The sequence below is a fragment of the Streptomyces sp. NPDC048415 genome, from assembly GCF_040651675.1.
GTDB lineage: Bacteria > Actinomycetota > Actinomycetes > Streptomycetales > Streptomycetaceae > Streptomyces.
In genome coordinates this window covers 204,494-217,800 of sequence record NZ_JBEZKJ010000003.1, presented here as the reverse complement: position 1 = coordinate 217,800, position 13,307 = coordinate 204,494, and the positions used below count along the sequence as shown (strand labels likewise).

General features: G+C 69.4%; 11 protein-coding genes. 3 read left to right on the top strand and 8 right to left on the bottom strand.

What is annotated here, in order from left to right; all coding sequences use genetic code 11:
- Positions 1 to 99: 99 nt before the first annotated feature.
- Complete coding sequence (locus tag AB0D27_RS04115; protein ID WP_362501773.1) at positions 100 to 582, bottom strand: MarR family winged helix-turn-helix transcriptional regulator; 483 nt, start codon at positions 580 to 582, stop codon at positions 100 to 102.
- 125 nt (positions 583 to 707) lie between these two features.
- On the opposite strand from AB0D27_RS04115, the gene AB0D27_RS04110 reads away from it, so the two are divergent.
- Together AB0D27_RS04110 and AB0D27_RS04105 are read left to right on the top strand one after the other, a co-directional pair.
- On the top strand, positions 708 to 1,154 hold the full coding sequence (locus AB0D27_RS04110) for an ATP-binding protein (RefSeq protein ID WP_362501771.1): 447 nt from the start codon (positions 708 to 710) through the stop codon (positions 1,152 to 1,154).
- A gap of 346 nt (positions 1,155 to 1,500) precedes the next feature.
- Positions 1,501 to 2,763: a helix-turn-helix domain-containing protein gene (locus tag AB0D27_RS04105; RefSeq protein WP_362501769.1), complete on the top strand. Its 1,263-nt coding sequence runs from the start codon at positions 1,501 to 1,503 to the stop codon at positions 2,761 to 2,763.
- A gap of 180 nt (positions 2,764 to 2,943) precedes the next feature.
- Here AB0D27_RS04105 and AB0D27_RS04100 read toward each other — a convergent pair whose 3' ends face one another.
- The 4 genes from AB0D27_RS04100 to AB0D27_RS04085 form a co-directional block, all read right to left on the bottom strand.
- Positions 2,944 to 3,864, bottom strand: coding sequence for an adenosine kinase (locus tag AB0D27_RS04100; protein WP_362501767.1), 921 nt, complete (start codon positions 3,862 to 3,864; stop codon positions 2,944 to 2,946).
- Entirely contained in the window at positions 3,861 to 4,349 is a 489-nt protein-coding gene (locus AB0D27_RS04095) for a macro domain-containing protein (protein ID WP_362501765.1), read from the bottom strand. The genes AB0D27_RS04100 and AB0D27_RS04095 overlap by 4 nt, the downstream gene beginning before the upstream one ends.
- Before the next feature lie 43 nt (positions 4,350 to 4,392).
- Positions 4,393 to 5,859 (bottom strand): amino acid permease, encoded by a 1,467-nt coding sequence (locus tag AB0D27_RS04090; protein ID WP_362501763.1) that lies wholly within the window; start codon positions 5,857 to 5,859, stop codon positions 4,393 to 4,395.
- 166 nt (positions 5,860 to 6,025) lie between these two features.
- Complete coding sequence (locus tag AB0D27_RS04085) at positions 6,026 to 8,161, bottom strand: AMP-binding protein (protein WP_362501761.1); 2,136 nt, start codon at positions 8,159 to 8,161, stop codon at positions 6,026 to 6,028.
- Between the two features lie 141 nt (positions 8,162 to 8,302).
- On the opposite strand from AB0D27_RS04085, the gene AB0D27_RS04080 reads away from it, so the two are divergent.
- On the top strand, positions 8,303 to 9,001 hold the full coding sequence (locus tag AB0D27_RS04080) for a MerR family transcriptional regulator (protein ID WP_362501759.1): 699 nt from the start codon (positions 8,303 to 8,305) through the stop codon (positions 8,999 to 9,001).
- Positions 9,002 to 9,018: 17 nt separating this feature from the next.
- Here the strand turns inward: AB0D27_RS04080 and AB0D27_RS04075 are convergent, their stop codons facing one another.
- The 3 genes from AB0D27_RS04075 to AB0D27_RS04065 all read right to left on the bottom strand — a co-directional run bounded on the left by AB0D27_RS04075 (position 9,019) and on the right by AB0D27_RS04065 (position 13,298).
- Positions 9,019 to 9,756, bottom strand: coding sequence for a hypothetical protein (locus AB0D27_RS04075; protein ID WP_362501757.1), 738 nt, complete (start codon positions 9,754 to 9,756; stop codon positions 9,019 to 9,021).
- A gap of 100 nt (positions 9,757 to 9,856) precedes the next feature.
- On the bottom strand, positions 9,857 to 12,043 hold the full coding sequence (locus AB0D27_RS04070) for a 3-hydroxyacyl-CoA dehydrogenase NAD-binding domain-containing protein (RefSeq protein WP_362501755.1): 2,187 nt from the start codon (positions 12,041 to 12,043) through the stop codon (positions 9,857 to 9,859).
- Between the two features lie 40 nt (positions 12,044 to 12,083).
- A complete protein-coding gene (locus AB0D27_RS04065; protein ID WP_362501753.1) occupies positions 12,084 to 13,298 on the bottom strand; it encodes an acetyl-CoA C-acetyltransferase in 1,215 nt (404 codons plus the stop codon).
- Positions 13,299 to 13,307: the final 9 nt, after the last annotated feature.

Here is a 13,307-nt window from a genome sequence, read left to right as displayed (position 1 = left end):
GCCAGGACCGGGGCCCGGCACGCGTGAGGCGCGACGGGGCAGCGGAGCAGGTCCAGCCGCCTGCAGGAGGAGACACCGAAGAGCGCACCCCCGGGGGGTTCAGGAAGCCGATCCGCCGTCGGTGGTGTGGGGCCGCGGAGCTTCCTGGAGCATGCGCCGGACGATGGGCAGGGCCGTGTGCATGGCCTCGTCCAGCGCCCGCACGTCCTGCTCGGGCAACGCGGCCAGCAGGCCGGCCATCCGGGCATCCCCCGCCCGGCGGCGCTCGGCCAGCAGCTCACGCCCGGCATCCGTGAGGGCGACGAGGCGGACCCGCCCGTCTTCGGGATCACTCACTCGCGATGCCAGGCCCTGGGCTTCCAGCCGCTGCACCAGCACGGTCATCGACGGTTGGGCGATGCCCTCCGCCGCAGCCAGCGCGGTCATCCGGATCGGACCCTCCCGCTCCAGCCTGCCCAGCGTCGCGGCCGTGGTCAGACTCATGCCCTGCCAGCTCGACAAGAGGTGCCAGACCATCCCGGTGACCAGCTCGTGGAGCGCCGCCGCCACCTCCTGGGGACCCTCTTCAGGTGTCTCATCCATATCTCCATCTATAACACACTCTATATAGACTGTCTATATAGACTATGCTATAGATGGTTTTGGGACCGTTAGGGGTTCTGGTCAGAACCAAGGCGCCACCGCGGCGCCGGAAGAAGGTGATCACTGTGACCTACGCCTACGCCCCAGCCCTCTCCCCGCCGCAGGCCGCAACCCGGCCCCCGCGGTCGGGCAGCGCCTGGCCCCTGGCGCACCGCCCGGAAGCCGCCGGAGAAGCCCGCAAGATCACGAAAGAGATCCTCGCCCAGTGGAGGGTCGCCGATGAGGCGGCCGACTCGGTGCTGCTGACCGTCTCCGAACTCGTCACCAACGCTGTGGAGCACGCTCAGCCCCCACTGAACCTCGAACTGAGCCGCGACCCAGGCACCCGGCGGGTGCACATCGAAGTGGTCGACGGAGGCCCTGCCGCCACGGACGGCGACTGGGCAGCCAGCTGCACTCCCGACGAGCACGGCCGCGGGCTGGAGATCATCGACCAGCTCACCGCCGCGCACGGCGACCACCAGGAGCCCGGACACGCCATCCACTGGGCCGACGTGAATGCGCGCGCCTGACCGGACCCATGGCTTGTCGCCCCGCCGAAGTCGCCTCTGCCCCGCACCAGGCGGTTATCGGGTCAGCCCCGACTATCTCCGAGCGCGAGCGGGCCGGCGACGTCGGCGGTCGCCTCCGGAAGGCTTGAAATAGCGGGGGATGCTCGTACCGCGATCCTGCCCCTTCTCAAGAGCCGTCCCTAAGGCGCGGAGCGCACGAAAGCCCTTGGCTCGCAATGCGACCTTCGGGTCGGAATTGGTGCCGATGGACCATTCCGTCGGCGGTAATCGCGCAGGCTTTCCGGAGTCCGGCCTATCGCGCCCCGAACAAGCGGATAGGTCACGGGCCACACTGTAGGGTTGAGGTATGCCTGCGGAGCATCCCGAGGCCGCGAAACAACTGTCCGTGGTCGCGGAGAACATCGGGTCACACCTCTCGGAGGTCAGCCACGACATCGTGGAGCATGTTACGGCCAGGGTCCCCGAGCTCAGGGGGGATACGACCGTCATTAAAATCCTGCAGGCGAGTGTCGCGGAAAATGTCGCCACGGTGCTGCACATTTTCGAGAACCAGATATCTCTGGACAACGTGGAGATGCCTGCAGCTGCTTTTGAGTACACCAGGAGGCTGGCTCAGCGGGACATCCCCCTCAGTGTGATGACCAGGGCCCACAGGATCGGCCACTTGCGTTTTCTGGAATGGTGTCTGGACGAGCTCGACCAACAGGGCGCCGACTACGAGCTCTTCACCGCGACCCACCGGCGCATACTGCAGCTGAGCTTCGGTTACAACGACCGGGTAGCCGAACGTGCCACCATGGTCTACCAACAGGAACGCGATCACTGGCTGCTCAGCCAGACCGCCGCGCGCGCTGCGCGCGTGCGAGACATCCTCACCGAGAAGGACGTCGACCTCAACTGGGCCGAACCAGCCCTTGGTTACCGGCTCCGGCAGAACCACCTTGGGCTGGTGGCCTGGTTGCCCACACTGACGAGTGGGGGCGAGGGACTTGCTCGACTCGACCGGATCACCCATGAGATCGGCCGGGAGCTCGACTGCCCCGCCAGGCCGCTGTTCGTCCCCCGAGACGCAGTCTTGTCCTGGGCTTGGCTGCCGTTCGGCTCGCGCAACGACGTCTCATGGAAACAGCTTTGGAATGTGGTCGAGCGCAGCGATCCTTCCGTGCGCGTGTGCGCTGGGTCCGTTGGGTACGGCATCGAGGGATTCCGCTCCACGCATCGGCAGGCAGTGCGCACGCAGGAACTTGCGGCAGTGGCCAATCCAGCCCCCCAGTTCACCGACTTCTCCACTGTCGCTCCGATCGCCTTGATGGCTACGAACGTCGACGACATGCGCGCGTGGGTGTGGGACGTCCTGGGTCCATTGGCCGTCGATGACGAGAACAGCTCACGACTTCGGGAGACCGTGCAGATATTCCTGGACACCGGCTGCAGTTACACCGCTACCGCCAGCGCTCAAATTCTGCACAAGAACACCGTGCAGTACCGCATCCGGAAAGCCGAGCAAATCATGGGGCAGTCAGTCCAGCAGGGGCACAGCGATCTGGAAGTCGCGCTGCGCGCCGTTCAGTACCTCGGCTCGACGCTCCTTCGCACCAGCCCCGAATGAATACCAGCACCCGGCCGTCGGCCGAACGGTACACACGACGACCCGGGCCGTCGGCGGATCGGTCACCCACTCGGGTCGGGACGGAGGGTCCGTTGCCCGGGCGATCGGGGCGGCGGCAGCCAGGGGCAGGTACGGCCGAGGTCGCTGCGGGCTGCCGAAGTAACCACCGGAACAGGTGGGCTACTTCGATGTCGTCGCCTCTGCGGCGGCCGCCCCGGTCAGGAGTTCGTCGCGGGACAGGGCGGCGGTCTCCGTGGACGGCACCGTGCACGCGTACGCGCCGGCCACCGCGCCGTACTGGGCGCAGCGCCCTGGCGGCTCGCCGTTCAGCCACCCGAAGAGGAAGGCCGCGGCGAAGGCGTCGCCCGCGCTGTTCGAGTCCACCACCGGCGCGGGAGGCGTGACGGCCGGTATGTGGGTCAGCGCGCCGTCGGCCAGCAGGAACGCGCCATCGGCCCCGGCCGTGGCGACGACCACCTCGGCCCGGCCGCGCTCGACGATGCCGCGCACGGTCCGCTCCGGGTCGGTCAGGGCGGCCGCGGACAGAAAGACGACGTCCGCCGCGAAAGCGAACGGCTCGTGGTACGCATTCTCGCCGTCCCAGTTGTGCAGGTCGGTCGAGAGGGTCACCCCGGCCTCGCGCAGCACGGGCAGGGCGAAGGCGCACGGGTGAGTGATGGACACGTGGGCGTGGCGGCTCGACTCCGCCAGCTTCCGGACCACCGGCTCCGGCAGCCGGTCGTCGGCGTGTGCGCGGCTCGTGTCGTAGAGGGACAGCCGTCTGCCGTCGGGGCTGACGAGGTTGACCGCGCGCTTGGTACCGGCAGGCTGCGGGACGGCGGTGAGCGCGATGCCCTTCTCGCGGTGCAGGGCGCGGACCAGGTCGCCCTCGGGGTCGTCGCCGAGCATGTCGACGTGGTGGGTCCGCAGGCCGAGGGCGCTCAGGCCCAGGGCGACGAAGTCGCCGGTCTGTCCGGCGCGGGTGCGGATCCCGGGCTCGATCATGTAGCTGTCGGCGTACGGCAGCGGTAGCTCCGGCACGTACACGATGGTGTCCACGCCCGCCCCGCCGAGCACGAGGACATCGGTGTCACGGCTCAACTCCGGCCCTCCCCAAGCTCGTAGACCGTGACTGCGATCCCTCGCCGCACGAGCCGCTCGGTGATCAGCGGTTCGACGCGGGACCACTTGCCGCCGGCCAGACCGCAGCCTATCCGGGGCATGTGGACGGAGCCGCCCAGTTCCAGCGCCTTGTCGGCGAGGCGGCCGAGGGCCGTGTCGATCGCCTCGTAGCGCACGGGCACGCCCTTGCTGCCCGTGTGTATGCCCCGCTGCCCCACCAGGTTCGCCACCCACACGTACCGCTCGACCTGGATGAACTGGGCCGCGCCCAGGCCGAAGTCGTTGTGCGCGCGGTCCCGGTGCCAGGCGCGGTAGGCCTTCTCCGACTCCGGCCAGCGGCGCGAGACGGCGAGTACGAAGCCCTTCCCCCATCCCCCGATGTCGTTGCAGACATGGGCGATCACCTTGACGCCCTTGCCCAACGGAACGGTGGCGTCACCCCGGACATACGTGATCTCCGACATGACGCCACCGTAGGCGCTGCCACTGACAGTGGCCCGTGACCTGCTACTTCGTGAGCTCGCTCAGCTCCTGGTCCTCGGTCTTCGAGATCCGGCGGCGGAGTGCGAACCAGCCGCCGACCAGCAGGGCCGCGATCACCGGGATGAGGAGCAGCGTCTTTCGGCCGACCTCGGGGTCGTTCCCCATCAGTCCCAGCACGGCGAGCAGGAAGACGATCGTGACGATCTCGGTGACGGGGCTGCCGGGAAGACGGAACGACGGGCGTGTCACCAGCCCCTCCTTGGCGCGGCGCACGAACACCAGGTGGCAGATCATGATGATCACCCAGGTGCTGATGATGCCGAGGGAGGCCACGTTCAGCACGATCTCGAAGGCCTGGCTCGGCATGAGGTAGTTGAGGCCGACGCCGAGCACGCACACCGCGCAGGTGAGCAGGATGCCGCCGTAGGGAACCTGGTTGCGGTTCATCTTCGCGGTGAACTTGGGCGCCGAGCCCGCCATGGCCATGGAGCGCAGGATGCGGCCGGTGGAGTACAGGCCGGAGTTCAGCGACGACATGGCGGCGGTCAGAACGACCAGGTTCATCACGTCACCGGCCGCCGGGACGCCGATCTTGGAGAGGACCGTGACGAACGGGCTCTCGTCGCCGGAGTAGACGGATCCCGGCAGCAGCAGCGCGAGGAGGACGACCGAGCCGACGTAGAAGAGACCCACGCGCCACATGATCGAGTTCACCGCGCGCGGGACGATCTTCTCCGGCTCGGCGGTCTCGCCCGCGGCGACGCCGACCAGTTCCAGGGCGGCATACGCGAAGATCACGCCCTGCATGACGAGGACGACGGGCATCATTCCGTGCGGAAGGACACCGCCGTGGTCCGTGATGACGCTCAGACCGGGCGTCTGGCCACCCACGTCGTGCTGGGTGGCGAGCAGGAAGATGCCGACCAACATGAACGCGACGAGCGTGGCGACCTTGATGATCGCGAACCAGAACTCCATCTCGCCGAAGATCTTCACCGAGATCAGGTTCACGGTGAGGACCACCGCCAGGGCGATCAGGGCCAGCACCCACTGCGGGATGTCGGTGAACAGGCTCCAGTAGTGCGTGTAGAGCGCGATCGCGGTGATGTCCGCGATGCCGGTCGTGGACCAGTTGAGGAAGTACATCCACCCGGCGACGTACGCGCCCTTCTCGCCCAGGAACTCGCGCGCGTACGACACGAAGGAACCGGACGAGGGCCGGTACAGGACCAGCTCGCCGAGGGCGCGCACGACGAAGAAGGCGAACACGCCGCAGACGAGGTACGCGAGGGCGAGGGCGGGGCCCGCGTTGTGGAGGCGGCCACCGGCTCCGAGGAAGAGTCCGGTGCCGATCGCGCCGCCGATCGCGATCATGTTGACGTGCCGGGCCTTGAGGTCCTTGCTGTACCCGGCGTCGCCCGCGTCCGCGGGCGTGCGGGCCGAGTCGGTGCGGGATGCGGCCTTGACCGTGTCTACGGCGTCCTTGCTCACGCGTGGATCTACTCTCTGGTGCCCCCGGCGCACTGCGTACGCGGGTGTCCGGATGTGTCTTGGCCCGGCCACCCCTGACGCGGCACAGACCAAGGCGCCACCTTCCCCCAGAGATCGCCCCGTATGCGATGGCACACGTCACATAGCGGCACATCTCACATGGTGATCACGAGGTGTACAGATCCTCGATGACGTGCTTGTAGTGGGCGCGGATGGCAGCACGGCGCAGCTTCAGAGAGGGCGTGAGCTCGCCGCTCTCGGGACTCCACTCCTCGTCGAGTACGCGGTAGCGCTTGATCTGCTCGGGGCGGCTCAGGCGCGCGTTGGCCCGCTCCACCGCGCCGGCGATCTCCTCGCGCAGCGCGGCCGGCTCGACGGTGGCCGCCAGTTCGGCGTCCGGGACGAGGAGCGCCACCAGGTAGGAGCGGCCGTCGCCGTGGACGTATGCCTGGCCGATGAGTGGGTGCTCCTTGAGCGCGTTCTCGACGAGCGCCGGCGAGACATTTTTGCCCGCCGAGGTCACGATCATTTCCTTCTTGCGGTCGGTGAGCCAGAGGAAACCGTCCTCGTCGATCCGTCCGATGTCGCCGGTGGCGAACCAGCCGTTCGCGTCCCGGGCCTCGTCGAGGGATCCGTCCGCGCGCAGATAGCCGTCGAAGACGGTCGCACCCCGGACGAGGATCTCGCCGTCCTCGGCGACGCGCAGTTCCACGCCGTCGAGGGGCTTGCCCACCGAGCCGAGACGGAAGGCGGCGGGACTGTTGGTGGTCGCGACCCCGATCGTCTCCGTCAGCCCCCACGCGTCCATGATCGCGAAGCCGAAGCCCGCCCAGAACGCCACGACGTCCGGGGGCAGCGGGGCCGAGGCGCTGGCCGTCCACGCCAGACGGTCGAAGCCGGCCAGGGCGAGGATCGGGTCGAGCACCTGCTCCTTCGCCGCGCGGTAGGCCTGCGCAAGCTCGACGGACGGCTCCTCGCCGCGTTCGCGACAGGCCACGCGCGCGCGTGCCGTCTCCATCGCCGCGTCCACCGCCGCACGCCGCTCCTCGGGGAGTCCGGCCACCGCGGCCCGCAGGGCGGACGCGAACTTCTCCCACACGCGCGGAACGCCGAAGAACTGCGCGGGGTGCAGTTCACGGGCCACGGCGCCCACCTGCGTGGGGTCGGGGCACAGGTACACATGCGAGGCGCGGAACACCGGCAGATAGATCCCGAGCATGCGCTCGGCGATGTGCGCGAAGGGCAGGTAGGAGATGTGCTCTACGTGGTCCGGGAGTTCGACGAGGCGGTCGAGGGCGAGCGCGTTGAGGACGACGTTGCGGTGCGTGACGCGTACGCCCTTGGGGTCGCCGGTGGTACCGGAGGTGTAGACGACGGTGAGCGGATCGCCGGAGCGGATCTCCCGCCAAGCCCCGTCGACGCCCGTGCGCCAACCCTCACCGGACGCCTCGCCCCGCCCTCCGCCAACGCCGCCACGCACGCCCCAGTCGCGCGCCTCGCGCCGGTCTTCGTCAACGCCGCCACGCACGCCCCGACCGCGCGCCTCGCGCCGATCCTCGTCACCGCCGCCACACACGCCCCGACCGCGCGCCTCGCGCCGATCCTCGTCACCGCCGCCACACACGCCCCGACCGCGCGCCTCGCGCCGGTCCTCGTCACCGCCGCCACGCACGCCCCGATCGCGCGCCTCGCGCCGGTCTTCGTCGGCGGTGGCGTGCCAGCTCTGTTCGGCGGTGTCGCGCCAGTCCTCGTCGGCAGTGTCACGCCGCGCCTTGCCTGCCGTCTCGCGCCACTCCGTGTCGGCGGTGTCGCGCCGTTTGAGGGAGGCGTACGTCCGGTGGGCGCCCGCCTCCGCCGTCTCGGCGACGACCAGCCGCTCCAGGGATAAGGTCACGTCCCTCAACAGCGGCTCCCAGCGGGCCAGTTCGGGTGCCCCTTCGACGATCGCGAGGCGGGCCCGGCTGTGCAGGGCGATGTGCGCGACCTGTTCGGGGGCCGCCGTGCCGTAGACGGTCACCGGGACGGCGCCCAGCTGGATCAGCGCCAGGTCGCTCAGCCAGTGCTCGGGGCGGTTGCCCATCATCATGAGGACGTGGTCGCCGCGCTGGACGCCGAGGGCCGCGTACCCGGCGGCGAGGACGGCGGCCTCGTGGCGCACCTCGTGCCAGGTGAGCGTGGTCCAGCCGTCGTCCGTACGCCAGGACAGCGCCGGCAGCTCTCCGTGGTCCTCGGCGTTGCGCAGCAGCAGGGCGGGGAGCGTGAGTTCGGAGGGCTCCCCGGGGAGTCGCAGGATCGTGGTCATGACCGCCTCCTGGCGCCGTCGGCTCGGGCGTGCCTGGACGGACGCTTTCACAACACTGGTGAGACAGCAATACTGTTGCACCGCGTCGCCACCGGCCCCGGAGGGCGGACGCCGCACGACCGGGAAAGGCGAGGACCTGCGATGACGACGGACACCGAGGAGCGGACACTCACGGTCGACGAGCTGGCCGCGCGGGCGGGCGTGACGGTGCGTACCGTCCGCTTCTACAGCGCCAAGGGCCTGCTGCCGCCGCCCGTGATAGGCCCCCGGCGCGTGGGCCACTACAGCCAGGAGCATCTGGCCCGGCTCGCCCTCATCGAGGAGTTGCAGCACCAGGGGATGACGCTCGCCGCGATCGAGCGCTATCTCCAGCAGTTGCCACCGGACCTGAGCGCTCACGACCTCGCCATCCACCGTGCCGTCGTGGCCTCCTGGGCCCCCGACGCGGCGGAGGACACATCGCGCGAGGAGCTGGAGCGGCGGGCCGGGCGCGCGCTGAGCGACGAGGACCTGGAGCGGCTCACCGCGATGAACGTCGTCGAGCGGAACGCGGACTCCTTCCGCGTCGACCCGGGGCTGCTGCCGCTCGGCGTACGGCTGCTCGACGTACCGATCGCGCACGAGACGATCCTCGCGGCGCGGTCCGTCCTGCTGGAGCACTCGCGCGCGGCGGCCCACGCGTTGTCCACGCTGCTGCGTGACGCGGTCGGCGAAGGCGAGTCCGTGGCGGCGGTGAAGTCGCTGTCGGCGCACATGCAGCCGCTGGTGGTGCAGGCGCTGTTGACCACCTTCCAGCGCTCGCTGAAGGAGGAACTACGGGAGTGGCTCAAGGAGTCCTGAGCCACCCCCGCGAGGCCCTAGGAAACCTTGAGTGCCGCCGCCGACGCGGTGGGTGTCTCGTCGGCCGCGAGCTGCCGCAACCGCTCGGCATACATCCGGTCGAGCCCGGTCAGCGTGGCCGAGGCGGTGGTCAGGGACACGTTGTCCTGGTCCCGGTGCGTCAGCGTGCCGATGTACTTGCCCCGCAGAATCACCGTCTCCTGGCTGGCCTCGAGCGACGAGGTCCTGTAGTGGAAGGTCATGCTGTGGGAGCCGGATGCCTGGGTGTCGAGCACCTGGAGCTTGCTGTTGTCCTGGGCATACGTCTTCCAGGCGCGGAAGGCCTTGGAGGCCGCCGAAGCGTTGCGGTACACGATGACCTCGAAACGGGCGCCCTCGCCGCGGTCACTCGTGCTGTAGCCCACGTCTCCGCGTGCCACCGCGTTCTTGCACCTCGCGGCGGGATCCTTGCAGCTCTTCGGCCCGCGTGCGCTGGTGTACGGCGTGTCCGCGACCGTGCGCAGTGCGCTCGGCATGTCCTCGGCGGACGGCAGCACGGACTTGGCGGCCTGGGCGCCGGTCAGTGAGGTCCCGCTGGTCGAACCCCCGGTCGTACGGCTGCGGGACGTGGACGACAACCCCCGGCTCTTCTTCTTGTGCTTCTTGCCCTGGCATCCCGTGAGCGCGAGCGACAGGACGAGAACGCCGACTCCGGCTCCTCGCAGCACTCGCTTGGTGGTGCACCGCACGTACGACCCCTCCGTTGGCGTGACCATGACCTACGGCAGCCTAGAACGTACGAGGGCCCCCTGCGGTTGCACCGACGCCGGGTGACGTACGGCCCAGCGATACGTCACCCGGCGTCAGCGAAGGACGTCAGTTCGCGTCGCTGAAGCTCTCGCCCTTCTGCGCCTTCTCGACGAGCAGCGCGGGCGGCGTGAACCGCTCCCCGTAGCGCTCGGCGAGTTCACGCGCGCGTGCCACGAATCCGGGCAGCCCGGCGCCGCCGTCGTACCCGTTGATGTACTGCAGGACACCGCCGGTCCAGCCCGGGAAGCCGATGCCGAAGATGGACCCGATGTTGGCGTCGGCGACGGAGGTCAGCACGCCTTCTTCCAGGAGCCGGACGGTGTCCAGCGCCTCGGCGAAGAGCATGCGCTCCTGCATGTCCTTGAAGGGGATCTGGTGGCCGGGCTTGGTGAAGTGCTCGCGCAGGCCGGGCCACAGCTTGCCGCGCTTGCCGTCCTCGCCGTACTCGTAGAAGCCGGCGCCGCCGCTGCGACCGGTGCGGTCGAACTCCTCGACCATGCGGTCGATGACCGCCTCCGCTGGATGCGTCTGCCAGGTGCCGCCCGCGTCCTCGACAGCCTGCTTCGACTCCTTGCGGATCTTGCGCGGCAAGGTCAGCGTCAGCTCGTCCATCAGGGAGAGGACCTTGGCCGGGTAACCGGCCTGGGCGGCCGCCTGCTCGACGGACGCGGGCTCGATGCCCTCGCCGACCATCGCGACACCCTCGTTGATGAAGTGCCCGATGACACGGGAGGTGAAGAAGCCGCGCGAGTCGTTGACGACGATCGGGGTCTTCTTGATCTGCCGTACGAGGTCGAAGGCGCGCGCCAGTGCCTCGTCGCCGGTCCGCTCGCCCTTGATGATCTCGACGAGCGGCATCTTGTCGACGGGCGAGAAGAAGTGCAGCCCGATGAAGTCGTCCTGCCGCTCGACGCCCTCGGCGAGCACGGTGATCGGCAAGGTCGAGGTGTTGGAGCACAGCAGCGCGTCGGGCTCGACGACGTTCTGGATCTCCTGGAACACCTTGTGCTTGAGTGCCGTGTCCTCGAAGACGGCCTCGATCACCGCGTCGCAGCCGGCCAGGTCGTTCGGGTCGGCGGTCGGCGTGATGCGGGCGAGGAGCGCGTCCGCCTTCTCCTGCGTCGTACGTCCCCTGGAGACGGCCTTGGCGCAGAGCTTCTCGGAGTAGTCCTTGCCCTTGGCCGCCGCCTCGGCCGACACGTCCTTGAGGACGACGTCGATGCCCGCGCGGGCGCACGAGTAGGCGATGCCCGCGCCCATCATCCCGGCACCGAGGACGGCGACCTTGCGGACCTGGCGCGGCTCGATGCCCTTGGGGCGATTGGCGCCGGAGTTGACCGCCTGGAGGTCGAAGAAGAACGCCTGGATCATGTTCTTGGCGGTCTGCCCGGTGACCAGCTCGGTGAAGTAGCGCGCCTCGATGATCAGCGCGGTCTCGAAGTCGACCTGGGAGCCCTCGACGGCCGCCGCGAGGATGTTGCGCGGGGCCGGGTAGGGAGCGCCGCCCAGCTGCTTCCTCAGGTTGGCCGGGAAGGCGGGCAGGTTCGCCGCGAACTTCGGGTTGGCCGGCGTGCCGCCGGGGATCTTGTAGCCCGGTTTGTCCCAGGGCTGCCGCGACTCGGGGTGGGCGTCGATGAAGGCGCGGGCCTTGGCGAGCATCTCCTCGGGGGTGGCGGCCACTTCGTGGACGAGGCCGTTCTCCAGGGCGCGCTGCGGGGAGTACTGGGTGCCCTGGAGCAGCACCTTCAGCAGGGCGTCCGTGATGCCCATGAGGCGGACGGTGCGGGTGACTCCGCCGCCGGCGGGGAGCAGGCCGAGGGTGACCTCGGGCAGGCCGATCTTGGAGCCTGGGGCGTCGAGGGCGACGCGGTGGTGGGAGGCAAGGGCGATCTCGTAACCGCCGCCGAGCGCCGCGCCGTTGAGGGCGGCGACGACCGGCTTGCCCAGGGTCTCGATGCGGCGCAGGGAGGACTTGATGGCCACACCGGTGTCGAAGGCCTGCTGGGCGTTCTCCGGGCCGGCCTGGATCATGTCCTTGAGGTCGCCGCCCGCGAAGAAGGTCTTCTTCGCGGAGGTGTAGATGATCCCGCGGATGGAGTCCTTCTCGGCCTCGGCTCGCTCGGCGATCGCCGCGATCGAGTCCTTGAACGCCTGGTTCATGGTGTTGGCGGACTGGTTCGGGTCGTCCAGGACGAGGGTGACGACGCCGGTCTCGTCCTGTTCCCAGCGGATGGTGGTGGGCTCAGTGCTCATCAGGGGGTGCTCCGTAGATCCGTTGATCCGTTGGGAAAGGTCAGAGACGCTCGACGATCGTGGCGATGCCCATGCCGCCTCCCACGCACAGCGTGGCGAGGCCGTAGCGCTTGTCCTGGCGCTCCAGTTCGTCGACGAGGGTGCCGAGGATCATCGCGCCGGTTGCGCCGAGCGGGTGGCCGAGAGCGATCGCGCCGCCGTTGACGTTGACCTTGTCCAGGGACAGGCCCATGTCCTTCACGAAGCGCAGGACGACCGCGGCGAAGGCCTCGTTGATCTCGACGAGGTCGATGTCGTCGATGGTCAGCCCGGCCTTGGCGAGCGCCTTGCGGGTGGCGGGCGCGGGCCCGGTGAGCATGATGGTGGGCTCGGAGCCGGAGACGGCGGCGGAGACGATCCGCGCGCGCGGGGTCAGGCCGTAGCGCTCGCCGACCTCCTTGGAGCCGATGGCGACGAGCGACGCGCCGTCGACGATGCCGGAGGAGTTGCCCGCGTGGTGGACGTGGTCGATCTCCTCGACCCAGTGGTACTTCTGCAGGGCCACCGCGTCGAAGCCGCCCAGATCGCCGATGTCCGCGAACGACGGCTTGAGCCCCGCGAGCGAGTCGGCGGTGGTGCCGGGCCGCAGGTGCTCGTCGCGGTCGAGGACGACGAGCCCGCTGCGGTCCTTCACCGGGACGACGGACTTGTCGAAGCGGCCGTCCTTCCAGGCGACGGCGGCGCGCTCCTGGGACAGCGCCGCGTACTCGTCCACGTCACGGCGTGAGAAGCCTTCGATGGTGGCGATGAGGTCGGCGCCGATGCCCTGCGGCGCGAAGTTGGTGGCGATGTTGGTCATCGGGTCGGCGAACCAGGCGCCGCCGTCCGAGGCCATGGGCACGCGTGACATCGACTCGACGCCGCCCGCGAGCACCAGGTCCTCCCACCCCGAACGGACCTTCATCGCGGCCAGGTTGACGGCTTCGAGGCCAGAGGCGCAGAAGCGGTTCTCCTGGACGCCGGCCACCGTGTCGGGCAGTCCGGCGGCGATCGCGGCGATGCGGGCGATGTCGGAGCCCTGGTCTCCGACCGGGCCCACGACGCCCAGCACGATGTCGTCGATGGCGGCCGGGTCGAGCCCCGGGAAGCGGCGCTGGACCTCGTGGATGAGCCCGACGACCAGGTCGATGGGCTTGGTGCCGTGCAGGGCGCCGTTCGCCTTGCCGCGTCCGCGCGGGGTGCGGATCGCGTCGTACACGTACGCTTCGGTGCTCACGAGTAAACC